This is a genomic window from Pseudomonas sp. G11 (genome assembly GCF_029457515.1).
In the GTDB taxonomy this organism is placed as follows: domain Bacteria; phylum Pseudomonadota; class Gammaproteobacteria; order Pseudomonadales; family Pseudomonadaceae; genus Aquipseudomonas; species Aquipseudomonas gorinensis.
Window position 1 is genome coordinate 3,071,277 of record NZ_CP120377.1, and the last position, 25,344, is coordinate 3,096,620.

At 61.7% G+C, this 25,344-nt stretch carries 23 protein-coding genes; 8 read left to right on the plus strand and 15 right to left on the minus strand.

The features are described 5' to 3' along the window. Nucleotides 1-967: 967 nt before the first annotated feature. From P2T68_RS14230 to P2T68_RS14245, 4 genes are read right to left on the minus strand one after another with little or no spacing between them, the layout of a single operon-like run. Nucleotides 968-2,233 carry an HlyD family efflux transporter periplasmic adaptor subunit gene (locus P2T68_RS14230; protein WP_277379498.1) on the minus strand — a complete coding sequence of 422 codons (1,266 nt, stop codon included), beginning with the start codon at nt 2,231-2,233 and terminating at the stop codon, nt 968-970. Then, the gene (locus tag P2T68_RS14235) at nt 2,223-3,701 is read right to left on the minus strand and encodes a TolC family protein (RefSeq protein WP_024076199.1); all 1,479 of its coding nucleotides are present in this window, start codon (nt 3,699-3,701) and stop codon (nt 2,223-2,225) included. Before P2T68_RS14235 ends, P2T68_RS14230 begins: the two co-directional genes overlap by 11 nt. Beyond that, nucleotides 3,694-4,893: an ABC transporter permease gene (locus P2T68_RS14240; RefSeq protein WP_277379499.1), complete on the minus strand. Its 1,200-nt coding sequence runs from the start codon at nt 4,891-4,893 to the stop codon at nt 3,694-3,696. The genes P2T68_RS14235 and P2T68_RS14240 overlap by 8 nt, the downstream gene beginning before the upstream one ends. Next, nucleotides 4,890-5,597, minus strand: coding sequence for an ABC transporter ATP-binding protein (locus P2T68_RS14245; protein ID WP_069076509.1), 708 nt, complete (start codon nt 5,595-5,597; stop codon nt 4,890-4,892). The genes P2T68_RS14240 and P2T68_RS14245 overlap by 4 nt, the downstream gene beginning before the upstream one ends. A 356-nt stretch (nt 5,598-5,953) precedes the next feature. Between P2T68_RS14245 and P2T68_RS14250 the strand changes: the two genes are divergently transcribed. Further along, entirely contained in the window at nt 5,954-6,706 is a 753-nt protein-coding gene (locus P2T68_RS14250) for a TetR/AcrR family transcriptional regulator (protein ID WP_277379500.1), read from the plus strand. Between the two features lie 281 nt (nt 6,707-6,987). Here the strand turns inward: P2T68_RS14250 and P2T68_RS14255 are convergent, their stop codons facing one another. Further along, nucleotides 6,988-8,049, minus strand: a complete 1,062-nt coding sequence (locus tag P2T68_RS14255) for an FUSC family protein (RefSeq protein ID WP_024076195.1) — start codon at nt 8,047-8,049, stop codon at nt 6,988-6,990. A gap of 314 nt (nt 8,050-8,363) precedes the next feature. After that, a complete protein-coding gene (locus tag P2T68_RS14260) occupies nt 8,364-9,980 on the minus strand; it encodes an NADP-dependent glyceraldehyde-3-phosphate dehydrogenase (protein WP_277379501.1) in 1,617 nt (538 codons plus the stop codon). Between the two features lie 138 nt (nt 9,981-10,118). Between P2T68_RS14260 and P2T68_RS14265 the strand changes: the two genes are divergently transcribed. The 3 genes from P2T68_RS14265 (at nt 10,119) to P2T68_RS14275 (ending at nt 13,675) form a co-directional block, all read left to right on the plus strand. Further along, complete coding sequence (locus tag P2T68_RS14265; RefSeq protein ID WP_024076193.1) at nt 10,119-10,982, plus strand: Dyp-type peroxidase; 864 nt, start codon at nt 10,119-10,121, stop codon at nt 10,980-10,982. A gap of 127 nt (nt 10,983-11,109) precedes the next feature. Continuing rightward, nucleotides 11,110-12,474 carry an MFS transporter gene (locus tag P2T68_RS14270; RefSeq protein ID WP_277379502.1) on the plus strand — a complete coding sequence of 455 codons (1,365 nt, stop codon included), beginning with the start codon at nt 11,110-11,112 and terminating at the stop codon, nt 12,472-12,474. A gap of 70 nt (nt 12,475-12,544) precedes the next feature. Continuing rightward, a complete protein-coding gene (locus P2T68_RS14275) occupies nt 12,545-13,675 on the plus strand; it encodes an MFS transporter (protein WP_024076191.1) in 1,131 nt (376 codons plus the stop codon). A 27-nt stretch (nt 13,676-13,702) separates the two neighbouring features. On the opposite strand, the gene P2T68_RS14280 is transcribed toward P2T68_RS14275, so the two are convergent. Then, on the minus strand, nt 13,703-14,224 hold the full coding sequence (locus P2T68_RS14280) for a DUF3087 domain-containing protein (RefSeq protein ID WP_277379503.1): 522 nt from the start codon (nt 14,222-14,224) through the stop codon (nt 13,703-13,705). Nucleotides 14,225-14,350: 126 nt separating this feature from the next. Between P2T68_RS14280 and P2T68_RS14285 the strand changes: the two genes are divergently transcribed. Next, entirely contained in the window at nt 14,351-14,530 is a 180-nt protein-coding gene (locus P2T68_RS14285; RefSeq protein ID WP_024076189.1) for a hypothetical protein, read from the plus strand. 12 nt (nt 14,531-14,542) lie between these two features. Further along, nucleotides 14,543-14,743 (plus strand): DUF6021 family protein, encoded by a 201-nt coding sequence (locus P2T68_RS14290; protein WP_024076188.1) that lies wholly within the window; start codon nt 14,543-14,545, stop codon nt 14,741-14,743. A gap of 31 nt (nt 14,744-14,774) precedes the next feature. On the opposite strand, the gene P2T68_RS14295 is transcribed toward P2T68_RS14290, so the two are convergent. Beyond that, nucleotides 14,775-15,011, minus strand: coding sequence for a DUF6555 family protein (locus tag P2T68_RS14295; RefSeq protein ID WP_024076187.1), 237 nt, complete (start codon nt 15,009-15,011; stop codon nt 14,775-14,777). Between the two features lie 121 nt (nt 15,012-15,132). Here P2T68_RS14295 and P2T68_RS14300 point away from each other — a divergent pair, with 121 nt between their 5' ends. Beyond that, nucleotides 15,133-15,957 carry an arylamine N-acetyltransferase gene (locus tag P2T68_RS14300; protein WP_102625036.1) on the plus strand — a complete coding sequence of 275 codons (825 nt, stop codon included), beginning with the start codon at nt 15,133-15,135 and terminating at the stop codon, nt 15,955-15,957. 81 nt (nt 15,958-16,038) lie between these two features. Here the strand turns inward: P2T68_RS14300 and P2T68_RS14305 are convergent, their stop codons facing one another. The 3 genes from P2T68_RS14305 to P2T68_RS14315 are packed head-to-tail and all read right to left on the minus strand — an operon-like array spanning nt 16,039 to nt 18,824. After that, nucleotides 16,039-17,040, minus strand: coding sequence for an NAD(P)H-quinone oxidoreductase (locus P2T68_RS14305; protein WP_024076185.1), 1,002 nt, complete (start codon nt 17,038-17,040; stop codon nt 16,039-16,041). Between the two features lie 2 nt (nt 17,041-17,042). Further along, nucleotides 17,043-17,375, minus strand: coding sequence for a carboxymuconolactone decarboxylase family protein (locus tag P2T68_RS14310; RefSeq protein WP_277379504.1), 333 nt, complete (start codon nt 17,373-17,375; stop codon nt 17,043-17,045). Between the two features lie 12 nt (nt 17,376-17,387). Then, complete coding sequence (locus P2T68_RS14315; RefSeq protein WP_277379505.1) at nt 17,388-18,824, minus strand: NAD-dependent succinate-semialdehyde dehydrogenase; 1,437 nt, start codon at nt 18,822-18,824, stop codon at nt 17,388-17,390. Nucleotides 18,825-19,134: 310 nt separating this feature from the next. On the opposite strand from P2T68_RS14315, the gene P2T68_RS14320 reads away from it, so the two are divergent. Next, nucleotides 19,135-20,061 (plus strand): LysR family transcriptional regulator, encoded by a 927-nt coding sequence (locus tag P2T68_RS14320; protein WP_069076516.1) that lies wholly within the window; start codon nt 19,135-19,137, stop codon nt 20,059-20,061. Between the two features lie 80 nt (nt 20,062-20,141). On the opposite strand, the gene nuoN is transcribed toward P2T68_RS14320, so the two are convergent. From nuoN to nuoK, 4 genes are read right to left on the minus strand one after another with little or no spacing between them, the layout of a single operon-like run. After that, nucleotides 20,142-21,605, minus strand: coding sequence for an NADH-quinone oxidoreductase subunit NuoN (gene nuoN, locus P2T68_RS14325; protein WP_024076181.1), 1,464 nt, complete (start codon nt 21,603-21,605; stop codon nt 20,142-20,144). 7 nt (nt 21,606-21,612) lie between these two features. Then, nucleotides 21,613-23,145, minus strand: a complete 1,533-nt coding sequence (gene nuoM, locus P2T68_RS14330; protein WP_024076180.1) for an NADH-quinone oxidoreductase subunit M — start codon at nt 23,143-23,145, stop codon at nt 21,613-21,615. Between the two features lie 39 nt (nt 23,146-23,184). After that, nucleotides 23,185-25,038 carry an NADH-quinone oxidoreductase subunit L gene (nuoL, locus tag P2T68_RS14335; RefSeq protein ID WP_024076179.1) on the minus strand — a complete coding sequence of 618 codons (1,854 nt, stop codon included), beginning with the start codon at nt 25,036-25,038 and terminating at the stop codon, nt 23,185-23,187. After that, the gene (nuoK, locus tag P2T68_RS14340) at nt 25,035-25,343 is read right to left on the minus strand and encodes an NADH-quinone oxidoreductase subunit NuoK (protein WP_003174727.1); all 309 of its coding nucleotides are present in this window, start codon (nt 25,341-25,343) and stop codon (nt 25,035-25,037) included. The genes nuoL and nuoK overlap by 4 nt, the downstream gene beginning before the upstream one ends. Nucleotide 25,344: the final 1 nt, after the last annotated feature.

The following is a 25,344-nucleotide window of genomic DNA, read 5'->3' on the forward strand; positions in this document are numbered from 1 at the left end:
TTGCCCCCGATGGCCATAAGTATCTACACAACTTTTTTCAGCGGTCTGTGGCGAGGGAGCTTGGTCCCGTGGCGGCCTTCGGGCCGACCGCTTTTTGGGGGTTGGGTGAGTACATATCCGTTGCTGCGGTAACGGCTGCCTATGGTTCCGCTCTTACAGCGGGTCACTTTTGGAAGAGCGAGCGCCAAAAGTAACCAAAAACGTACAGCCCCAACACTCGGCACCTCGCCTAGGCTCGGTGTGCCCGAACGCAGGCTTTGGAGTGTGGGCCGCCGCGATGGGCCATCCTTGGCCCAGGACGGCTAACCCGGCGTCCTGCCGGGTTACCCACGCTCCAAAGCCTGCGTTCGGCCAGCGTGTTTGACGGGGCGATCCCAGATCAAAAACAAAAGCGAGGCGGCCTTAAAGCCGACCTGATCATTGAAGCGTACGCGGTGTGGCTTCTATTTCCTTAACCGCTGACGAAGTCAGCAATCTTTTGATCTCCTCTGGCTCTGGCTCTGGCTCTGGCTTTTGATCTTGATCTCAGGCGCCCCGTTAACCACGCTGGCCGAACGCAGGCTTGAATCCGTGGGTAACCCGGCAGGACGCCGGGTTAGCCGTCCTGGGCCAGGGATGGCCCATGACGGCGGCCCACGGATTCAAGCCTGCGTTCGGGCATACCGAGCCTAGGCGAGGTACCGAGTGGTGGGGCAAGAGCCCTTTTGGTTACTTTTGGGGCTCTTTTCCAAAAGTGACCCGCTGTAAGAGCGGAACCCTAAGCAGCCGTTACCGCAGCAACGGATATGTACTCGGTCAAATCCAACCACATGGTCGGCCCAAAGGCCGCCACGGAAGCAAGCTCCCTCGCCACAGACCACTGAAAATTGTGTAGATACCCATGCCCCGATGAGGGAGTGTCAGTGAATGCATCTTCGGCTGACCCACTGCCATCGGAGACAAGCCCCCTCCCACAGGGGTTCTGCATTTATCTTGAGGTCTTCACAAAGCCGGGCTTGAGGCCGAACACCTCCACGCCCTGCGGCGTCGATTGCCCGGTGGTCACCTTCACCTGCTCTACCGGCTTATCCATCGCCTCTCGATACTCCACTGTCATGCCATCCTCGCCACGGGTGATTGCCGGCGCCGGCACGATGATCGCCTGGGCATTGTTGTAAGTGGCGATGGTCAAGCGTGCGCTCATCCCCAGCCGCACCCGCTGCAACTGCTGCGGCGTCAGCTTGGGGATCGACAGGGTCACCGGAAACTGCGCGCTGCCCTGGCTGTCGCCGGCTATCGCCAGGCCGCTGACCACGCTGACCGAGCCGGTCAGTCGCTCGCCATCAAAACCATCGCCCATCACTTCCACGGCCTGGCCCTGGTGCAACTGGTTGATGTCCAGTTCGGAGACCTTGGCGACGATTTTCAGCCGCTCGATATTGGCCAGGCCGAACAGCACCTGGCCCTGGCTGACCCTGCTGCCGGCCTGCACCGGTGCATTGTTGCTGCCGCCTTGGGCCGATGGGGTGCTGCTGCCGGGCGCGGGCACGACGATGCCGGAGAATGGCGCCTTGACCTCGCGACCTTCGAGCAACTTGTGCAGGGCGTCGTATTTCACCGTGGCGTTGGTCAGCTCCATATCGGCAATTTGCCGGTACTCGCCTTTGCCTTGCTCCAGCGCCTGCTGCAGTTCGCTGCGGGCCGAGGCGAGGTCCAGTTGTTGTTGCTGGGTCTGTTGCTTGAGGTCGTCCAGCTCATTGCGCGGGATGATGCCGCGCTGGAACAGGTTTTCGCTCTCGGTGAGTTTGCGCTGGGTATTGCCGGCGGTCATTTCTACGGTGCGCAGGCTGCGGCGCGCACGGCTGACGGTGGGGCTGCTGTCCCAGTCCTGCATTTCCTGCACGGTGCGCCGCGCCTTGAGCTGTGCGGAGAGGGCGTCGCGCAGTTGCACTTCGAGGGTGGCCGGGTCCATGCGCAACAGCACCTGGCCGGCCTCGACCCGCTGGCCTTGTTCCACCAGGTTGGCCTCCACATTGCCGTCAAAGGGCGCGGTGAGGGTGAGGGTGGTGTCGGGCTCGATCTTGCCCACCAGGCCGATCTGGTGCACCAGCGGGTCGGGTTTCACCGCCAGCCATTGTTCGCCCACCGGCGCCGTGTTGGCGGCCGGGCTGCGCAGGCTCAGCGCGGTGATCCCCGCAGCCGCCAGCAGCACGATCAAGACAGCACCCAGCAGGCGTTTTTTGTCAGTAGTCATTGAGGGCGATTTCCCAGCTTTCCAGCGTCATGCCCAGGGTCAGATCGAGTTGGGTCTGGGCGTTCAAATAAGCGATCAGTGCATTGAGCTGTGCATTTTCGGCGTTGCGCAGGTCAGTCTCGAAGCTCAGCACCTGGAAGTTGGTGGAGCGTCCGGCGCTGAGTTTTTCCCGCTCGATGTCGATCTTGCGCCGCGACAGCTCCACGGCGCGCTGGGAGATTTCATATTGGCGCCAGCGCGTACCGAGGTCGCGCACCACATCGTTGACGTTGCGCTCCAGTTCCTGGCGCGCGTCGGTGATACGGATCTCCTGGTCCTCCACGTTCACCCGCGCACGCACTTCGGCCTGGCGCGTGCTGATATCACCGATGGGGATCTGCACCTGCACCCCGGCGTAGCTGTCCCAGGTGCGGTTGTTGGTGCTGCCGGCATTGTTATTGTAGGCATCGCGGACCTGGTTCGCCCCGGCCACCAGGTCCACTTGCCAGCGCCCGGAGTCCTTGGCAATCACCAGGTTGAGGTCGGCCTGCTGGCTGCCGAGCAGGGCGGCAAGGTATTCCGGTTGCTGGGTCTGCGCCAGAGTGAACGCCTGGCGCTTGTCGATTTGCATGGGCCTGGCTTCCAGGGCCTCGGTGGCACGAATCGGCGTCGACAGGTCCAGGGCCAGCAGGCGCAGCAGGGCCAGGCGGCTGGTGTCCAGTTGGTTTTGCGCCTCTTCCACGCCCAGTTGCTGGGTGGCGATGTCGGCTTCGGTCTGCACGATTTCGAACTCGGCCATGCGCCCGGCACTGATCAATGCCTTGTTCACTTCCAGCAACGTGCCCGAGCGCTTGAGGGCATCCTGCACGATGCTCAGTTGTTCCTGGGCGCGCAGCAGCTCGCGGTAGGTGGCGATGATCTGGCTGATGGTCTGCGCCACGGTGGCCTTGAGGTTCAGGCGGTTGGCCTGCTCCGACAGGCGCGACAGGCGCAGCGGCGCGGTGGTGGCGTCCCAGCCGGCGCCGCGCATCAGCGGTTGGATGATCGCCAGGTCGAGGCCGTCGCTGCGGTAGCGGCCGGCGCGGTCGGCGTTGGTCAGTTGCTGGGTCCACGCCATGCTCAGCCGCGTGCCGTATTCGCTGAGCAGGCTGGTGGCCGGCGCCAGGTTGGCGTTGCGTGTGTTGTCTGTCGAGCCACGGGTACTGCGGTAATAACTGTTGAGGGTGAGCTTGGGGTTGAACACATCTTCGGCCACGCGCAGGTCGAACTTCTGCGCCACCCGCTGCAGGTAGGCGCTACGGATCGCCGGGTTATTGCGCAGGCCCAGGTACACGGCATCTCCCAGGGTCATGTTGGTGACCTGGGCGTTGAGCGAAACGCCACGCTCATAACCGCTGCGGGTGGTACTGGGCGCTGACGGTTTGATGACGACGTCGGCGGCCACGCCGTGCAGGCTGACCCAGGCGAGCAACCAGAGCCATTTACTCATCGCGCAGGGCCTCCACCGGTTGCAACCGCGAGGCCGAGACCGCCGGGTAAATACCGAAGAACAGCCCCACCAGCAACGTGCTGCCCACGCCCAGGGGCAGGGCGGCGACAGCCAGGGCGAATTCCCAGCCCGACAACCAGGCGTATAGCCAGGCGGCGGTCATGCCCAGCACGGCGCCGCACAGTGCGCCGACGGCGGTGAGGGTCACGGCTTCGAGCAGGAACAGGTTGCGGATATCCCGCTGGCGCGCACCGAGGGCCATGCGAATGCCTATCTCGCGTCGGCGTTCCGAGACGTTCATCAGCATCACATTCATCACACCGACGCCGCCGCCCACCAGGGAGATCGCCCCCAAGGCCAGCAGCAGGTAGGCGAAGGTGCGGCTTTGCCGGGTCATGCCATCGATCATTTGCTGGGGCACCGTGATCTCGACGTCGTGGTCGCTCAGTTGGGTTCGCAGCGCGACGGCGGCGTCCCGCGCCACGCGTTCCATGTCCTCGCCGGGGGCGGCGCGGATGATCACATTGCTGATTTGCGGGTTGGGGTAGATGCGGCGCATGCCGTCCGCAGGCATGAACAGCGTCTCGTTGGCCTGCACCGGCATCAGCATCGCCCGGGGCTGGTTGGACAAAATGCCCACCACCTGGAACAGGTAGTCATTGATGCGCACCCGGTCGCCCAGCTTCAGTGGGTCACCCGGCGCGCCCAGGGCCTGGGCGAGCTGGTCGCCGATCACGCCGTAGGTTTCATTTGCGTCGAAGGGGGACAGGAAGCGTCCTTCGCGCAGCACCAGGCGCATGGTCGGCGGGATATCCGGGGTGATGCCGACGAAGTTGGCGTTGGTGGTGCGGCCATGGAACACCATGGGCCCGCTGAACGGGGTGATCGCGCCGATATGGGCGATCCCCGGCACGGCCCGGCGTACGGCATCGAGGTCGAGCTGGGTGCGCATCGGCACGTTGGCGGTGCCTTTGGGCGGGAACTGGGCGATCAGGGTGTCGGTGCCCATGTCCTTGAAGATCATTGCGGCGTCCACCGCTGCGTTGTGGCCGATATTGATCAGCGCCACCACTGACGAGCTGCCGATCACAATACCCAGCAGCGCCAGGATCGAGCGCTTGCCCAGGGTGCGCAGGCTGACGAACGCTTCGTGCAGCAGTTGGCTGAGGCTCTGTTCGACCCGCAGGTTCATAGGCCGCCAGCCTCATGCACCACACCGTTGCGCACCAGGATCTTGCGCTCCAGGCGCTCGGCGATGTGCGCGTCGTGGGTGACGATGATCAGGGTGACCTGTTGCTCGCGATTGAGCGCCAGGAGCAGGTCCATGATCTCCTGGGCAGTGGTGCTGTCGAGGTTGCCGGTGGGTTCGTCGGCCAGGATCACCGAGGGGTTGCCGACCAGGGCCCGGGCAATCGCCACACGCTGGCGCTGGCCGCCGGACAGGTCGGCGGGGCGGTGATGAGCGCGGTCGGCCAGGCCAACCTGTTCAAGCATGCGCAGTGCCTGTTCTACCGATTCATGGCGTGATACGCCGCGATAGCTCAAGGGCAACGCGACATTATCCAGGGCGCTGAGACGCGGCAGCAGGTTGAAGCTCTGGAACACGAAGCCGATCTGCTGGTTGCGGATCGCCGCCAGTTCATCGGGGCTGGCACTGAAAATATCGTGGCCGGCAAAGTGGTACTGGCCGCAGTTGGGCACGTCCAGCAGGCCGAGGATATTGAGCAGGGTACTTTTGCCAGAGCCCGAAGCACCGAGGATGCCGCAGCTATCGCCGCTGGCGATGGACAAGCACACATCATTGAGAATGGACAGTTGCTGCCCGGCGAGCTCATAACGCTTGCCGATGCCTTGCAGGGAGATCAAGCCTGGGTGCGCGTGGGTGTCTGTCATCATGACTACGCCTGCAGTCTCGACGGTGCCGACACGCCCCCGGAAAATCGTTGTAACAAGTTCGGGAGCCGCCTGGTACGCGTCACGGACTGGTTTAATTTCTTGTTTTTAAAATATTGTTTGAATAGTAACCGCGTTCAATCCGCTTCGCCAGCCATGGATGTAGAGCGGTTTTACGCTTTGAAACGATTTCCAATGCGGCGCCTCACGCCCACAAAAAAACCTTCGGCGGCCTTCAATGCGCCACACTGCAAGGCTTTTCAATCATATGGCGCAGTGTCACTACTTGATTTCGAACGACGGCCCCGGTATAAAAAATCAAATAATTTTTTAAAACATATTTCCCACGTGGAACTTCTATGGTCGCGAAGAAAGTCAGCGCTCCAAACATTACCAAGACTCGATTGCTGGATGCGACAGAGGCTCTCTTCATAAAGTACGGATATGACGCGGTTTTGTTACGGCAGATTACCGAGCGTGCCCAGGTCAACCTGGCCGCCGTGAACTACCACTTCGGGGACAAGGACTCCCTGATGAAAACCCTGCTGATGCAGCGCCTGGAGCCGCTTAACGAGCAGCGCCTGGAGTTGCTGGCACGCTGTGAAGCCGAATCCGACGGGCCCCTTGATTGCGACACGCTGCTGGGCGTGCTGTTTGCCCCGGCCATGGGCCTGGAACGCAGCGACCCCGCGAGCGGGCAAGGGCGCTCGTTCATTCGCTTCCTCGGGCGGGTGTACAGCGACACGTCGCCGTTTATCCAGGAATACCTCAAGGTGCATTACCAGCCGGTGTTCCAGCGTTTCTTCGAAGCCTTCGCCCTGGCCTTGCCGGACTTGCCGCGCAACGAGTTGGGGGTGCGCCTGCAATTTGCCCTCAAGGCGATTTCCGGGGTGATGGCCGGTACCGAACTGCGCCTGTTGATGAACTCCATGAGCCTGGGCCGCCCGGCCACGGATGCCGAGGTGATGGCCAAGTTGATCACCCTGGTGTCGGCGGCGATTCGCGTGCCGCAGCAAAGCCCGGAGGCTGAAAACGCGTTGGCCAAGGTGCTGGATACCCAGCGGGCCATTCGCGAACAAGCGGCAGCCCCCGCCGCCAAGGCCTCACGCTGACCTCCCTGTAGGAGCGAGCTTGCTCGCGAAGAACGCACGATCACCGCGGTTAACCAGCCTGAGACCGCTGCGTTATCGTTTAATGCTTTTCGCGAGCAAGCTCGCTCCTACAGTGTTTTGCGCAGGCAAAAAAAAGCCCGCTGGGGCGGCGGGCTTGATGTGCAACGTTTGTAACGGATGAGGCTTCACCCTACGTCCCGGGATGTGAATAATTCGTGAAAAAAATGTAAGAGAAAGTATGAAAGTGTTGACGTGCTTAAACACGTCAAAAGGCCATCTGTTTATATCTTCCAGTGCCCCGCGCTTTTGGCCAGGCGTTGACGCAGTGCATCCACATTTGCCGCCAGTTGCACCGTCAACAATCGGTAGCCATCCAACGCGCTATAGACCGGCGCATCCAGTGTCGGCTTGTCGCCTCCGAGGTGGCCAGGCCGTTCCAGGCGCTCTGTCACCCCGGATTTCAACGCCCGCGCCATGCCCACCAGCTGCACGCGAATCTGCCGGTGCTCGGCCTTCAACATCACCTGCATGCGCGCCATCGCCTGCTCGTCACGCGGGTCCGGCCGGGTATTGCCGAGAATCTCCAGGGTGCTGATACACATGCGCAGGTGGCGTTGGATGTGGTCCAGCTCGGTCATGGAAATTCGCACTTCCTTGGACACCGATGGCATCAGTGAGCGCAACTGCACGATGGCCGCGTTCAAACGGTTGAGCAGTTTAAGGTGCTCATCATCGGTGACCGACTGGCCGTTGATGATCCGGCTATAGATCGCGGCACAGTCGCGCAATGCGCTGGCCAGGTTGTAGCGCCACGAATACACGGCGTACAGCGGCAGGGCGAAGGAAAATGCCAGGGCCAGGACGATACCGATCAGGATATCGACGGTGCGCCACAAGCCATCCGACAGCGGGTTGTCACCATGCCCGGCGACGATGAACACCGTGATCGCCGACAGCAACGCGATGTAGCCGCCCTTGCCGATGGCGTGATAGGAAAAGAACCCGCACACCACCGACATCAACAGGTAGGTCAGCAAGGGTTGGCCGAAGTAAGCCTGTTGCACCACCAGCAGCAAACCGACGCTGGCGCCGATCAAGGTGCCGTAGGCGCGCTCCACGGCTTTCTTGCCGATATTGCCGTGATGCTGCAAGCCGCCGATCACGATCAGCATGGTCACCGACGCCCACTCACCGTGGGGCAGGTTGATGCCGGTGGTCAGCAGGATCGTCGCCAGCAAGCCGATGGACACGCGCACCGCGTGGATCAGCTTGGCATGACGATAACGGCGATACGGGTCGAGCAGGGGGCGCAGCAGGCGCCGGGCGAAGAGGGGTAGATTCATCGGGAGTAAAGGGGCCTCAGCTAGTCAGGGCGAATTCGGTTCAAGTGTGGGAGGGGGTAAGCTCTAATGCACTTCATCAGTTAAGGAAGAATGCTGTCACTGTGGCGAGCGGGCTTGTCCCGCGTTGGGCTGCGCAGCAGCCCCAAAACCAGCCCCTGCGCAATATCGGGTACACCGCATTTGTCCTTCATTGGGGGCGCTTCGCACCCCAACGCGGGACAAGCCCGCTCGCCACAGGTTACCGGTCGCCCGTTCTATCTCTTAACTGACCGGCATTAGGGCTTGCCCCCTCCCACATTTTCTGCGGTGCGTTTTTAGAAAATGTAGTCGGTGGTCAAGAAGCTCGAATCGCGGTTGCGCAGGATCTCGCTGAGCAACGCCTTGTTGCTGTCCTGGAACTTGGTTGCCACCAGGGTGCGGATCGAAAATACGCGCAACGCATCATGCACCGACAGCGTGCCCTCGGCCGAGTTCTTGCGGCCGTTGAAGGGGAAGGTGTCCGGCCCGCGTTGGCATTGGGCATTGATATTGATCCGGCCGACCTGGTTGGCGAAGGTGTCCACCAGGCGTCCGATTTGCACCGGGTCGGTGCCGAACAGGCTCAACTGTTGGCCGAAGTCCGATTCGAGCACGTAATCGACCACGGTTTCCAGGTCGCGGTAGGGCACGATCGGCACCACCGGGCCGAACTGTTCTTCGTGGTACACACGCATTTGCGGGTTCACCGGGTACAGCACCGCCGGGTAAAAGAACGACCCGCGACTGACGCCACCCTGGGCGTTCACCACCTGGGCGCCGTGCTGCGTCGCATCCGCCACCAGCGCCGTGAGGTAATCCACCTTGCCCACTTCCGGCAGCGGCGTCAGCGACACGCCGTCTTCCCACGGCATGCCGGGTTTGAGCGTGGCCAGTTTCTGGTTGAACTTCTCGATAAAGCGATCGACCACGTCTTCATGCACAAACAGGATCTTCAAGGCCGTGCAACGCTGGCCGTTGAACGACAGCGAGCCAGTGAGCGCCTCGCTGACCGCATTGTCCAGGTCCACCTGCGGCAGCACGATGCCGGGGTTTTTCGCGTCCAGGCCCAAGGCCGCGCGCAGGCGGTGTGGCTTGGGATGCAGTTTTTTCAAATCACTGGCGGCCTTGTTGGTGCCGATAAACGCAAAGATATCGATCTTGCCGCTGGCCATCAGCGCGCTGACGGTTTCGCGGCCGCTGCCGTAGATCACATTGATCACCCCGGCCGGGAAACTGTCGCGGAACGCCTCCAGCAACGGACGGATCAGCAGCACACCCAGCTTGGCCGGCTTGAACACCACGGTATTGCCCATGATCAGCGCGGGGATCAGCGTGGTGAACGTCTCGTTCAACGGGTAGTTGTAGGGGCCCATGCACAGCGCCACGCCCATCGGCACACGGCGGATCTGGCCGAGCGTGTCCTGCTCCAGTTCGAAGCGGCTGCTACGGCGATCGAGTTCCTTGAGGGCATTGATGGTGTCGGTGATGTAGTCGCAGGTGCGGTCGAACTCTTTTTGCGAGTCCTTGAGGTTCTTGCCGATTTCCCACATCAGCAGCTTGACCACCGCATCACGTTGTTCGCGCATGCGCCGCAGAAACGCTTCGACGTGCAGGATGCGTTGCGCCACACGCATTGTCGGCCATTCACCCTGGCCACGGTCATAGGCGCGCACGGCGGCGTCGAGGGCGGTGAGGGCGGTGTCGGCATCCAGCAGTGGTGTGCTGCCAATCTGCACACGCGTGTCGCCCAGTTGCACGGGGCTGAGGACCTGGGCCAACGGACCGTTCCAGACCCGCAACTGGCCGTCGACCAGGTAATCACGCTGTTCGATAGGCGCCGCCAGGCGAAATTGCTCGGGAATGTCGGCGGTGGAAACGGGAAACAGCTGGGCGAGCAGGTTATCGGTGGTCATGTTGCTACCCCTGGAATAGTTGCAAAACATGACTAGAGAGTCACCCAACAACGGTCTCCATGGCAAGGCTTGTGCGCTTTGCAGTACGCAGGGGCGCGCGTGGCGGGTAAACTGCGCGGCTTTCTTGAAGGAGTTCATATGAGTCAGTACCAGCCGGGCATTCTTGCCGCTCCGGTGCCCTTGCAGGCACGCCATCTGTTTTTTGCCGTGGATTCCCTGGACGCCGTGCCCGCTGCGCTGGATGCGTTGGTGCAGCGTGTGGATTCGGCGGCCGTGGTCGGGTTCGGTGAGCCGCTGGTAACCGCCCTGGGCGCACAGATCGACGGTTTGCGCCCATTCCCGGCTGTCAGCGGGCCAGGTGCGCACAACCCCTCCACCCAGCAGGCGCTGTGGGTGTGGTTGCATGGTGTGGATCGCGGTGAGCTGCTGTTGCGCAGTCGCGCCTTTGAAAAAGCCTTGGCCCCGGCTTTTCGCCTGGTGCAGTCGACTGAAGGTTTTCGCTTCAAGACCGGCTTCGACCTGACCGACTACGAAGACGGCACCGAAAACCCCCACGACGATGCCGCCGTGGAAGCCGCGCTGACCGACAGCGGTGCCAGCTTCGCCGCGATCCAGCAATGGCAGCACGACCTCGATGGCTTCGCCGCCTTGCCCGCCGAGGAGCGCGACCACATCATCGGCCGCCGCCATGGCGACAACGAAGAACTCGACGACGCCCCCGAATCCGCCCATACCAAACGCACCGCCCAAGAGAGTTTCACCCCGGAAGCCTTCGTGGTACGCCGCTCGATGCCGTGGGCCGAAAATGGCCAGGCTGGCTTGATGTTTCTTGCCTTCGGCCATTCCTTCGACGCATTCGAAGCGCAACTGCGCCGCATGAGCGGGCTGGAAGACGGGATTGTCGATGGCTTGTATCGCATCAGCACGCCGTTGACCGGCGGCTACTACTGGTGCCCGCCACTTCAGGCCGGGCGCCTGGACCTGGGTGCACTGACGGGCTAAGCGATCCACCCCACGGGCCTGCTGTTTCGAAGCGAACATGAAAACTCTGACAGACAGGCAATCGATCACTGAAAAATGTCGGCACAGCCCTTAGTCTAGAGGCCTTTGTCACCCGCCTGGATCGTTCATGTCTTCTGTTGCCGATGGGTTGCCCTTTAACAAACGCCTGCCGGCGGTCATCGCCATTTCCCTGGGGATCGGCATGGCGACCCTGGACACGGCCATCGTCAACACGGCGCTGCCGACCCTGGCCGAAGGGATCGGCACCGATTCCGCCTCGGTGATCTGGGTGGTCAATGCTTACCAGTTGGCGATTATCGCCACGGTATTGCCGTTCGCTTCGTTGAGCGATGTGCTGGGCCATCGCCGGGTGTACCTCGGCGGTTTGCTGCTGTTTATCCTGTCTTCGCTGTTTTGCGGATTGGCCGGGTCGCTGGTGACCCTGACGGCGGCGCGAGTGGTGCAGGGGTTGGGCGCGGCAGCCATCATGAGCGTGAATACGGCGCTGTTGCGGCATATCTACCCGTCGAAAATGCTGGGCCGTGGCCTGGGCTACAACTCGTTGGTGGTGGGGCTGGCCTTTACCCTGGGGCCGACCGCCGCGTCGGCGATCCTGTCGGTGGCGACCTGGCACTGGCTGTACCTGATCAATGTGCCGTTGGGGCTGTTGGCCCTGGTGTTGGGCCTGCGTTCATTGCCGACCCTGCCCATGACCGGGCATGCCTTCGACCGTCTGGCGGCCGTGCTGTGTGCCGGGTTATTTGCCTTGCTGGTCCTCGGCCTGGGCACGGCGGTGCACGGCGCCCAGGGCGCGCTGACCCTGGGCCTGGTCGCGCTGGCGCTGGTCTGTGGCGTGTTGCTGTTGCGCCGGCAGGCCGGGCACCCGGCGCCGATGCTGGCCCTGGATTTGTTCAAGCGGCCGGTGTTTGCCTTGTCTTCCCTCACGGCGATCTGCGCGTTCAGCGCCCAGGGCCTGGCCTTTGTGTCGCTGCCCTTTCTGTTGCAGGCGGTGCTCGGGCATAGCCAAGTGGAAACGGGCTTTCTGATGACGCCCTGGCCAGCCGTCGTGGCGGTCATGGCGCTGGTGGCGGGGCGCCTGGCCGACCGTGTCTCCCTGGGGGCGCTGTGCGGCATCGGCCTGCTGATGCTCAGTGTCGGCATGGCCGCGCTGGCGACACTCGGCAGCGGCGCGTCGACGTTCGATATCGGCTGGCGCATGGCACTGTGCGGTGCCGGGTTTGGCTTTTTCCAGTCGCCCAACCTCAAGGCGCTGATGACCAGTGCGCCGTTGGCGCGCAGCGGTGGGGCCAGTGGCATCGTGGCGATTTCACGGTTACTGGGGCAGACGTTGGGCGCCTCGCTGGTGGCATTGTGTTTCCACCTGTTCCTGGGCAGCGGTCCGCAATATGCCTTGTGGCTGGGCTGCGTGTTCGCGTTGGTGGGCGCCGTGGCCAGTGGCTTGCGCTTACTGCCCTATGGGGAAAAAGCGTGATTGGGCGTTGTAAAATCCGGCGTGGGAAGGCTACCTTGGCGACCTGAATATTTCGGGATGTTTCAGATTTATGTCCAGCCTGGCCCTCCGCACCGCTGATACTCACTCCCGTCGCGCCGCGCTGACCCTTGCCTTATGCCTACCCAGTGATGTGTTGCTCTACCTGCTGCTGCCGATGGAGTACCAGGCGTTCGGCATCACTTTGGCCCAGGCCGGGGTGTTGTTGGCCGCCAACCGCCTGGTACGGATTTTCGGTTACCGGCATGTATTGAATTTTTACGCGCGCCACGGCGACCGCTTGACCTGCATGATCGCGGCGGGGGCCGCGACATTGTGCGCCGTGGGCAATTCGATGCTGTCGGGGTTTGCCGCCCTGCTGGGCTTGCGCCTGGTCTGGGGCTTGTGTTTTGCCGCGTTGAACCTGTCCACCCAGGTGCTGGCCACCTCGGAGCCTGCGGGCGCCGCGCGCCGGGCCGGGCGATCGCGGGCGTTGATTGCGCTTGGGCCGATGCTGGCCTTGCCCCTGGGTGGGTTGCTGACGTTGTGGGCCGGGCCGCGTCCGATTTTCCTGATTCTTGCCGGCTGCTGCCTGGTGGGGCTGTGGATGGCGCGCGGTTTGCCCGGCACCGGGCACGACTTGCACAGCACCCCGGGGCGCCGTTTCAAATGGCCCGACAGTGTGGCGCTCTGGTCGTTTATCGAAGGCGTGGCGCTGGATGGCTTGTTTATCTTCGGTCTGTCGATTCAGGCGCAGAAGATCATGGGCGGTGACGCGGTGCTGATCGCCGGGGGCTTGATGGCCCTGCGTTACCTGTCGGAATTGCTCCTCAGCCCCTTGGGGGGGCGCGCGGCACAACGCTTCGGCGCCACCGCCATGTTGTTGCTGTTTTCGTTCTTGAGTGCACTGGCCCTGGCTGCGTTTGGCAGCTATTGGGTGATCATCGGCGCGGCGGCCGTGCTGGTGCTGCGCGCCTTGCAACTGCCCCTCGTGACTACCCTGGTGGCCGAGCGCAACCCCGGCGCCATGCGGGTGTCGGCATTGGCGTCGAACGCAGTGTGGCGCGATATCGGCGCCGGCCTCGGGCCGCTGCTGGCAGGCCTGTTGCTGCCGGTGGCGTCGGCGCCCTGGGTGTTTGGCCTGGCGGGCGCGGCGATTGCGGTAAGTGCGCTGTTCTGCTGGCGCGCCAAGCGTTCCAGCTGATGGGGCAGGGCGCGTGTATCCGCAGGCTCAAGCGGTTTTGATACTGTCCAGCCAGGCGGGGTTGAAGCGGGTTTGCTCGGTGTCGAGCCCCAGCGCCTGCATCTTGGCCTTATGCGCCTCGATCTCGCCAACCAACTGCGCCTGGGCGCTGGAGTTGGCGTCCAGCTCGTGCATTTGCGTCAGCCCCAGGTGGTAGAAGCGCAGCACCTTGAGCGCGGTCGGGTCGTTGGCCTGCACCCGTTCGGTCACGGTGTGCATCACATTGGTCACGCGCATCAACTGGCGCTTGAGCTGCCAGCCATACACCGCGGGCGCCAGCCACGGCTGGTGCCACAACGGGCCGCGCACCAGGGCAACAGTGATCAACACGCCGGTAAATACACCACCGACGTTGAAGCGAAAGTTATCACCACCAGGCTCGCCGAACAGCATCACGGCCAGGCTCGACAGCAGCATCGCCAAGGCCACGAAAAGCACGGCCACGATCAGCGTGCTGCGACGGGTCTGACGGCGGTAGGTGACGGGGTCGCAGGGTTTGAGCTCGAACATCCGGGGCAGGTCTCCAGAAGGAATGTGCCGGCATCTTCTCATGCCTGGGGCAATCAAGTTGAACGATGGTTTGCGGTACTTCCTCTAAAACGATGCAGGCCACTAACCCCCGTGAGGTGAAGCATCATGCCCGAATACAAGCAGCCGCCGCCCGGCACTCCCGACCCCGACCGCACACCCGGTGAAGAAGAGCGCGATAACGATGCATTGCGCCCCAATGATCCGAAGGAGCGTGACGAACACGATGAGGTGGAGCGCGTCGAGCAAGACCTGGAAACCCTCCACGACAAAGCCCGCCCGCTTTAACAGGAGACAGTCATGAATAAACCCTCGGATGGCCCACACTCCAACGAACATGCCAGCGGCCAGGATGAGCTGGGCTTCGACCCGGACTCGCCGGATGTGGCAGACCCGCAGGTCGACCCGGTAGGTCCGGCCATCGCCCCGCTGGATAGGAAAGGTAAGGACGAGGCGAAAAAAAAGCCGCCCTACGATCCGTTGGGCGACTTGAAACACTAATACGGGCCCCGCCATTGAGCGGGGCTTTGCTTTATTTGGGCGGTGTCCAACTGACGTCGGTGATGCCGTATTTCTCTGCCCAGGGCCGCGTGGTTTTTTTCACCTGCTCGTGACCTACCCGGCCGATACGACTGACATGGGCGATGTCGGCGTCGACGGCTGCCCAGTGCCAGGCTTCGGCGTTGTTCATGATTTCTGCGCGCACCACAAAAGATTTCGGCTGGCCGTGCAGTTGGTAGTGGATGGTGTAGATTTTTGCGGTACTCATGTTGCCTCCCTGTCTTGTTCATAGATGGAGAGGAAAGCGTCCAAAAAGGTTCACTCAAAATGACAAGGTGCATGCCAGGACGGCATAGTGACGCCTTTGCACCGTGCCCAAGGATCGCGCCATGCTCCAGCTGACCCATAGCCGTTTGTACCTGCAACACCTCGGTTACGATGCGCCGCCCGCGCCTACGTTGCAGACCCTGCGGGATTTGCAGCTGCGTCATGTCTGCCGCTTTGCCTTTGAAAGCCTGTCGACCCTGATGAAGCTGCCGGTACCGATCGACCTGCCCAGCGTCGAGCAAAAAGTGTTGTTCGAGGGGCGCGGTGGTTATTGCTACGAGTTGAACCAGATGTTTCTCGCGTTGCTGCAGGAACTGGGTTTCGACGCGCGTGGGATCACCGGCAGGGTGGTGATGGGCGGGCCACCCGATGCACGCACCGCGCGGACCCATCGCCTGAGCCTGGTGACCCTGGACGGCGTGCGCTATATGACCGATGTCGGCTTTGGCGGCATGGTGCCCAGCAGCCCGTTGCTGCTGGACACCGAAGCGGTGCAGGCGACCGCCCATGAACCCTATCGCCTGACCTTCAACGACGGCAGCTACACCCTGTGGGCCCTGGTCGCCGGGGAGTGGCGCGGCTTGTACGTGTTCGACCTGCAAGTGCAGGCGGACATCGATTATGAAATCGGCAATTGGTACGTCTCCACCCACCCAGGTTCGCCGTTTCTCGGCCAGTTGAAAGTGGCACTGCTGGCGCCCGGTCGACGCCACACCTTGAACAACGCTGACTATGCGATTCACACCCTGGATCGCCCCAGCGAAAAACGCCGGATAGACAGTGCCGACGAATTGTCGAGGGTGCTGCACGATACCTTCGGTATTCGCCTGCCAACGCATCCGCAACTTCGCGAAGCGCTGGAGGGCTTAATCCTGGGGCGTCCGTAAGCGCGCGACGAACCGGAAATCAACGAGCTTGACGGGAAACTCACCAACAACGTTTTTTAGGGTGGCAACCTGCTGCCGGGCTTAAACCAAGTCAGCCGGTTGCATCGTCAGAATGATTTTTCCAACATTCTCGGATGATTCCATTCGGCGATGGGCATCGGCCGCACGAGACAGCGGGAACGTGCTGTCAACGACCGGCTCCAGACTTCCGGCGCCCTCGAAGCGATCAAGCCAATGCGCGCGGAAGCGCTTGATCATGTCGTGCTTCTCTGGCTGTGTACGGGACTTCATGACCGTACCGATGATTTGCAAGTGACGGTAAAGGATGTGCTCCAGTTCTACGCTTACCTTACCGCCTCCGCCCAGGATACCGACCTGTACCAGCCGGCCTCCATGGGCAAGGGAAGCGATGTTGCGTGCGAAGTAGGGCTCGCCCACGAAATCAATGACGACATCAACCCCTCGACCATGGGTTTTATCGGCGATGACTTGGGCAAAATCCTGCGTCTTGTAGTCAATGGCCGTATCGGCTCCCAAATGTTCGACACGCGCCAGCTTGCTGCCGTCGGTTGTCGCATACACCGTGGCCCCGGTGGCGTATGCCAGTTGCACGGCGGCAGATCCCACACCACCCGCAGCGGCATGGATCAATACCGAATCGCCGGACTTGAGCCGAGCCAGGTGCATCATTGCTTCATGGGCGGTGACGAAGACCTCGGGAATAGCGGCTGCGTGCACATAGTCCAACTGCGCAGGAATAGGCATGGCCATGCGATAGTCGATGCGTGCAAGCTCGGCGTAGGCCCCACCGCCGACAACGCCCATCACTCGATCTCCGATCTCAAAATCCTTGACCTCATCACCTTTGCCAATCACCTCGCCGGCGATCTCCAGACCGATGATCGGTGAGTCACCGAAATTTGGATGGCCGTAGCCACCTGTTCGATGGGTCAGATCCGCACGGTTCACACCCGCCGCATAGACCCGTACCAGCAAGTCAGTCGGGCGGACTTCAGGGGTGGGAGCGTCTGCCAGTTCAAGTACGTCCGCCGCGCCGAAGGCGCTAATGCTGATGGCTTTCATGGTCAGTTTTTCTCCGATTCGGTAAACGTGGCATTGGCGATAGCGGAGGCGGTGATGGCGCCTGGAAAGCCTACGTAGAACGCCAGGTGAGTGATCGCGGCGGCGATTTCGTCATGGGTCACCCCGTTGCTGACTGCCCGTCGCAAGTGCGCGGGCAACTCTTCAGAGTGACCGCCGGCAATCAATGCCGCCACGGTGATCAGGCTTCGGTCGCGCGGGGACAATGCCGGGTCGCTCCAGATCTGCGGATACAGCGTTGAATCGAGGAATTGCGACAGCTTGGGTGTAAACGCCCGGGCCGCTTCACGAGGGCTGCTGAAATTGAGCGTGGACATGATGAGGTCTCCTTAAGCCTGGCTGATGAATTTGTGGGTGAGGTAGTGCTCGATGCCTTCAATGCCGCCTTCCGAACCGTGGCCGCTTTCTTTCATGCCGCCGAAGGGAAGTTCCGTGGCGACGATGCGGTATTGGTTGATGCCGATCATTCCGGCCTCCAACCCGTCAGCGACGTCAATGGCTGTTCGAGCGCTGGACGTGAACGCGTAGGCTGACAGCCCGTAGGGCAGTCGATTTGCCTCCTTCAAACCATCCGCCAAGTGATCGAATGGCATCAGTACGGCGATAGGCCCAAAGGGTTCTTCATGCATGACTCGGGCGCTCATAGGCACATCCGCCAACACGGTGGGCTCAAAAAAGTAGCCGCTGCATTCCAGGCGTTTACCACCGGCCAACACGCGTGCACCTTTGGCGACGGCATCAGCCACCAACACTTCCATCTTGGCCAACTGCCTTGGATTGGCGAGCGGTCCAACCTGGGTACCAGGCAGCAGGCCATCGCCAATGTTCAACGCGAGGGTGGCCGTCACAAAGTGATCGACAAAGGTTTCGTAGACGTCACGCTGAATCAGAAACCGCGTTGATGAGATGCAGACTTGGCCAGTCCCGCGGAACCGATTGGCAACGCCTTCGACGGCGGCTTTTTCGACGTCGGCGTCATCGAATACCAGCACTGGCCCGTGCCCTCCCAATTCCAGGGTGATGGGCTTGACGCCTTCTGCCGCGCGGGCTGATAGCAGCCGCCCGATGGGAACCGAACCCGTAAAGGTCACCTTTCGAATGATGGAGGAGGCGATCAGGTGGCTGGAAACCTGATCCGGTACACCAAAGACCACCTGCAACACGCCTTTAGGCAAGCCTGCATCGTCGAGTGCACGCGCCAGGGCCAGCGCCGTGGAGGGGCTTTCTTCCCCTGGCTTGAGGATGACACTGCAACCTGCGGCCAAGGCTGCCGAGAGCTTGCGTGCGGGCGTAATGGCTGGGAAATTCCAGGGCGTGAACGCAGCGACAGGACCGATCGCTTGGCGTTTTACCAGTTGCAGCACACCGGGACGATTGGCCGGCACTACGCGCCCATCGATGCGGCGTGCGCTTTCGGCAAACCACTCGAAGTATTCAGCCGCACGCGTGACCTCATCCAGGCTTTCTGCAAGCGGCTTGCCCTCTTCAAGGGTCATTTGCTCGGCAATGTGGGGGGCGCGCTCCAGGATGAGATCGGCAGCACGTTTGAGAATTTTTGCGCGCTTGTCAGGTACGGTCTGGCGCCATTGCTCAAAGCTCAGTTGCGCCACTTCGAGGGCGTGATTGAGGTCGTCGGTGGTGGCGAGTGGAACGCGCCCGATCTCACGTGCGGTTGCGGGGTTGACGACAGCAGCGGTTGCGCGTCCTTCGGCACTGATCCATTCACCACCGATAAAGAGATAAAGCGGGTCGTAAGACGTGTTCATGGGGTTGCCCTTCGGTTGGAGTATCAAACGTTCATACAGCTCGGCGCCTGGGGTGCCGCGGCAGGGCTTGTTCAGACGCCCTGTGCAACCCAGTCTATGGACTGGGAACCGTTTGATTTAGCCGGCCAGGAGGGAATCATTGTTGTGTCTGGAGGGAATATCGAGCACAGGCGGGAGCGTGTAGCATCTGCACTGCCGCACGCGTCATGCGGCGATGACTGTCCGGATCGAAGGTCAAGACGTTAGTGTTTTTTGGTGGCGTACTTCTGCAGTGAAGAACGTTGGGAATTGGATCGACAGGTAGATCTGGATGGATAAGCTTACGAACATGTCGGTGTACGTCAAAGTGGTTGAGATGGGCAGTTTTACTGCTGTGGCTAACCATCTTGACTCTACGGTCGGCAATGTCTCGCGTGCGGTTTCCGCGCTGGAAAACGTGCTCGACACCCGCCTGTTGCAGCGCTCGACCCGCCGTCTTTCGGTGACGGACGCTGGCCGGCGCTTTTATGAGCGCTGTACCAAGATTCTGGCGGACCTTGAAAACGCAGAAGCCGAGGCGAGTAATGCCGCGCTGAAACCCAGGGGGACATTGCGTGTGCATTGTGTGCCGGGGCTGGCGCGGCAGTTGGTCACCTCGGCCGTGCTGGAGTACCGCCGGGAATTCCCCGAAGTCACCGTGGACTTATTGCTTTCTCAGCGAATGCCTAACCTTTTGGAAGACCAATTGGACGTGTCTATTCTGATCGCCCGCACGCTGCCGGATTCAGCGTATGTCAGCCAAAAAATCGGTGTTAGCCATTGTGTGCTGGTTGCGTCTCCAGCCTATCTGGAACGACACCCGGCCCCTGTGACGCCGGAAGATCTCAATGATCACCAGTGCTTGCTGTTGGGCACCGTCGATTATGTGCGGGATGAGTGGCAATTGAAGAGCAAGGCCGGGGATGCCACGTTCGCCCCCCAGGGCCCGAGTTTCAGCGTCAATGATATGGACGCAATGGCGTCCGCCATTCGAGAGGGCGCAGGCATAGGTTTGCTGGCCGGCTTTTCAGCTATCGAGGACCTGCGTTCAGGCAGGCTCGTGCGTGTTCTGCCTGAGTATCACACCTACGAGCGCAATGTTTACGCCGTCTACACATCACGGCAGTTCATCGATGCAAAAATTACCCGCTTCATCGAGACGTTAAAAAATCGGGTCGGCACTGAGCTGATGATGACCGCTCAGGAACTCATTGTTTGAACGAAGCCTGGAACCATTCCCCAGCATGCAAAACGGCGCCCGAAGGCGCCGTTTCTGTTTACTGACATCCCGCTAGGCAATCAAACGCCCAGCACCGCGTGCTGCACCAGGGTGAGCAACGGTTGTGGGTACACGCCCAGGAAGAAGGCGAGCAGGGCGATGGCCAGCAGCATCACGCCACCGGCTTTCTGTTCCCAGTGCAGCTCGGCGTCAACACGGCGCAGGTTTGGCTCGATCAGGTACAGGGTGACCATCACGCGCAGGTAGTAGAACACGCCGATGGCACTGCCCAGCACCAGGGATGCAACCAACCACCACTCGTGGGCTTCGACACCGGTAGCGACGATGTAGAACTTGCCGATGAAGCCCGCGGTCAGCGGGATACCGGCCAGGGAGAGCATCATCACGGTCAGCACGGCGGTCAGGTACGGACGGCGCCAGAACAGGCCGCGGTATTCGTACAGGGCGTCGGCGTCACGGCCTTTGTAAGGCGAGGACATCAGGGTGATCACGCCGAACGCGCCGAGGCTGGTGATCACGTAGGTGACCAGGTACACGCCGATCGCTTCCACGGCCAGGCCTTTGCTCGCCACCAGGGCGATCAGCAGGTAGCCGAAGTGGGCGATGGACGAGTAACCCAGCAGACGCTTGAGGTTGTTCTGGGTCAGTGCCAGCAGGTTACCGAACAGGATCGACGCAATGGCGATCACGGTCAGCACGTTGCTCAGCACGCCGGTGTTGGCGGCAGGAGAGATCTGGAACAGACGCACCATCACCGCAAACACCGCAACCTTCGACGCGGTGGCCAGGAACGCGGCGACCGGCGCCGGGGCGCCTTCGTACACGTCCGGGGTCCACAAGTGGAACGGCACCAGCGACAGCTTGAACGCCAGGCCGATCAGCATCATCGCCAGGCCCAGTTGGGCAATCGGCGCGGGGCTGTTGGTGGCGGCCAGGGCGTGACCGATACCGGTGAAGCTCAGGCTGCCGGCTTCGGCGTAGAGCAGGGCCATGCCGAACAACAGGAACGCGGAACCGGCGGCCGACAGCACCATGTACTTGATGCCGGCTTCCAGGGAGCGCTTGTTGAAGAAGGCGTAGGCCACCAGGCCGTAGGTCGGGATCGACAGCAGTTCCAGGCCGATGAACAAGCCGGCCAGGTGCTGCGCGCTGACCAGCACGATGCCGCCGGCCGCAGCCAGCAGGATCAGCAGGTACAGCTCTTCGCGGTTGCCCGGGTAGCCCGTGCCGCCTTCGCCGAGGTAGGCGTGGGCGAGGGTGACGCAGGCCAGGGTCGCCACGAGGATCAGCGCGATATACAGCAACGCGAAGTCATCGATCATCATCAGCGGGGTGACCGCCAGTGGTGCGACCTTGAGTGCCGGGATAATCGACAGCAGGGCCAGGTTCAAGCCCGCGCAGGACAGCAGGAACGTTTGCGAGTGATTGCGGCGCCAGGCGATCGCCAGCATCACCACCACGATGGTGAGGCTGGTGATCAGCAGCGGCGCAAGCGCGATAAAGTGTTGGATCGTGAATTCCATAGCGCTCTTACCGGGCCGAAGCGAGTTGAGAGAAGGCGGTGCCGAACCACTGCTGCACGCCATGCATCGTTGCGGCAGAAGTGTCCAGGAACGGTTGCGGGTAAACGCCGATGTAGATCAGCAAGACCGCAAGGCCGAGCACCATGATCAGTTCGCGAGCATCCATCCCGTGCAGCACGGTGTCGGACTTGGCCGGACCGAAGTACGCGCGGTGGATCATGATCAGCGAGTAGACCGAACCGAACACCAGGCCGGAGGTGGCGATGGCGCTGATCCATGGCGTGTGTACGAACGAACCCATCAGGATCAGGAACTCGCCGATGAAGTTGCCGGTACCCGGCAAGCCCAGGGACGCGGCGGCGAAGAACAGGCTGATCGCCGGCAGGTAGGCAATGCGCGACCACACGCCACCCATCTCACGCATGTCACGGGTATGCAGGCGCTCGTACAGCTGGCCACTGAGGATAAACAGCGCGGCAGCCGAGACACCGTGAGCGAGCATCTGGATCACCGCGCCTTGCAACGCCAGCTGGCTACCGGAGTAGATGCCGATCAGCACGAAACCCATATGGGAAACAGACGAGAAGGCGATCAGGCGCTTGATGTCGGTTTGTGCAAAGGCCAGGAACGCACCGTAGAAGATCCCGATCAGACCCAGGGTCATGGCGATCGGCGCGAACTCGGCCGAGGCATTCGGGAACAGCGGCAGGGCGAAACGCAGCAGGCCATACGCAGCGGTCTTCAGCAGGATACCGGCCAAGTCCACGGAACCCGCGGTCGGCGCCTGGGCGTGGGCGTCAGGCAGCCAGGAGTGGAACGGTACCACCGGCAGCTTCACCGCGAAGGCGATGAAGAAGCCCAGCATCAGGATGTACTCGGTGGTCAGGGACATCTTGGTTTTCAACAGGTCGGCGTAGTTGAAGGTAATCACGCCCGTGCTGTTGAAGTTGACCAGTACCAGGCCAAGGATCGCCACCAACATGATCAGGCCGGAAGCCTGGGTGAAGATGAAGAACTTGGTCGCCGCGTAGATCCGGGTTTTCTTGCCGTCCGAAGAACTGTGACCCCAGAGCGCGATGAGGAAGTACATCGGCACCAGCATCATTTCCCAGAAGAAGAAGAACATGAACAGGTCGAGGGCGAGGAACACGCCGACAACGCCGCCCAGGATCCACATCAGGTTCAGGTGGAAGAAGCCCACGTGACGCTGGATCTCTTTCCAGGAGCAGAGTACCGAGAGGATACCCAGCAGGCCGGTCAGCAGGATCATCAACAGCGACAGGCCGTCGAGGGCCAGGTGCACGTTGATGCCGAAGCGTTGGATCCACACGTGCTTGAATTCAAGCGCGAACGTCGGATCGACACCCGGTGCCGGAGCAAATGAATAGTCGCCATGGGCCCACAGCCAGAGGCCGAGAGCGAGTTCCAGGGACATGGTCAGCAACGCAATCCAGCGGGGGAGGGTGGCGCTGAAGCGTTCACCCATCCAGCAGAGCAGGCCGCCGATAAAGGGGATCAGGATTAGCCAGGGCAGAATCATGACGGGCTCGTTTCCTTTCGCAAGTTCGCAAAGTTCATATCAGACCGCTACCACAACGATGGCGCCGATCACCAGCACGGCACCGGCCGCCATGGAAGCTGCATACCAACGCAGTTGGCCCGTCTCGGTACGGCTCAGGGCGGTGTGACCGCCTTTGGCAGCGCGCGGGATCAAACCGATGGTCTGGTCCAGCGGGTCTTTACGCAGTACATGACTGATGGCCAGGTATGGCTTGACGAACAGTTTGTCGTAGATCCAGTCGAAGCCCCAGGCAGCGAACCACCAGGCCGAGAGGAAACGGCCGATGCCACTGTTGGCCACGGCGGTCACGAAGCGACGCTTGCCGAGGAACAGCAGGGCCGCCAGCAGGATACCGGCGATGGCAATGGCGCCCGAGGCGATTTCCAGGCTGTGCTTGGCGGCGCCACCGGCATGGCCGGCGCTTTCCGGCAGTACACCGGCCAGTGGCGGGGTGATCAGGGCGCCGATGAAGGTCGACAGGATGATCAGCACCGACAGTGGCAACCAGTGGGAGATGCCATGGCCTGCGTGGGCTTCGGTCTTGGCTTCACCGTGGAAGGTGATGAAGATCAGGCGGAAGGTGTACAGCGAGGTCATGAATGCACCGACCAGGCCTGCATACAGCAGGTTCTGGTTACCGCTGGCAAAGGCTTCCCAGAGGATTTCGTCCTTGGAGTAGAAACCGGCGGTCACCAACGGCAAGGCGGCTAACGCGGCACCACCGACGATGAAGCTGGCGTAGGCCAGTGGCAGTTTCTTCCACAGGCCGCCCATCTTGAAGATGTTCTGCTCGTGGTGGCAGGCAACGATCACCGCACCGGAGGCAAGGAACAACAGGGCCTTGAAGAAGGCGTGGGTCATCAGGTGGAAGATCGCCGCGTCCCAGGCGCCAACGCCCAGGGCCAGGAACATGTAGCCGATCTGGCTCATGGTCGAGTAGGCGAGGATACGCTTGATGTCGGTCTGCACCAGCGCGGCGAAGCCGGCCAGTACCAGGGTCACGCCGCCGACCACGCCCACCAGGTGCAGGATGTCCGGCGCCAGGGTGAACAGGCCGTGGGTACGGGCGATCAGGTAGACACCGGCGGTCACCATGGTCGCGGCGTGGATCAGTGCCGAGACCGGTGTAGGGCCGGCCATCGCATCCGCCAGCCAGGTTTGCAGCGGCAGCTGTGCGGATTTACCCACGGCGCCGCCCAGCAGCATCAGGGTCGCCAGGGTGATCCAGAAGTCACCGACCTGGAATTTCTGCGGTGCCAGCACCAGCAGTTCCTGGATGTTCAGCGTGCCCACTTGTTGGAACAGGATGAACAGGCCGATGGCCATGAACACGTCGCCGATGCGGGTGACGATAAAGGCCTTGAGTGCCGCGTTACCGTTGTTGCGGTTGCTGTAGTAGAAACCGATCAACAGGTACGAGCACAGGCCCACGCCTTCCCAGCCGAAGTACAGGAACAACAGGTTATCGCCCAGCACCAGGAACAGCATGCTGGCGATAAACAGGTTGGTGTACGAGAAGAAGCGCGAGTAGCCCGCTTCACCGCGCATGTACCAGGACGCGAACAGGTGGATCAGGAAGCCCACGCCCACCACCACGCCGAGCATGGTGATCGACAGGCCGTCGACGTAGAGGGCGAAGTTGGGCTTGAAGCCCTCCACCGACATCCATTGCCACAGCACCAGGGTGTAGTGACCGCCTTCGGGTGGCGCGACGTTGAATTGCCAGATGACGTAGGCGGCGACGATCGCCGACAGGCCAATGGAACCCACGCCGATCAGGGCAGAAAGGTTTTCCGACCAGCGTCCACGGGAGAACGACAGCAGCAGGAAACCGATCAGGGGAAATACGAAAGTCAGAAAGATCATGTTCATCCGCGCATCTCACTGGCAGCGTCGATATCAAGCGTGTGGAAGCGACGATACAGTTGCAGCAGGATCGCCAGGCCAATACTGGCCTCGGCGGCTGCCAGGCTGATCACCAGGATGAACATGACTTGTCCATCCGGCTGGCCCCAACGTGCACCCGCCACGATGAACGCCAGTGCCGCAGCGTTCATCATGATTTCCAGGCTCATCAACACGAACAAAATGTTACGGCGGACCATCAGGCCGACCAGGCCAAGGCAGAACAGGATGCCGGCGACCGCCAGACCATGCTCCAAAGGGATAGCAGGCATC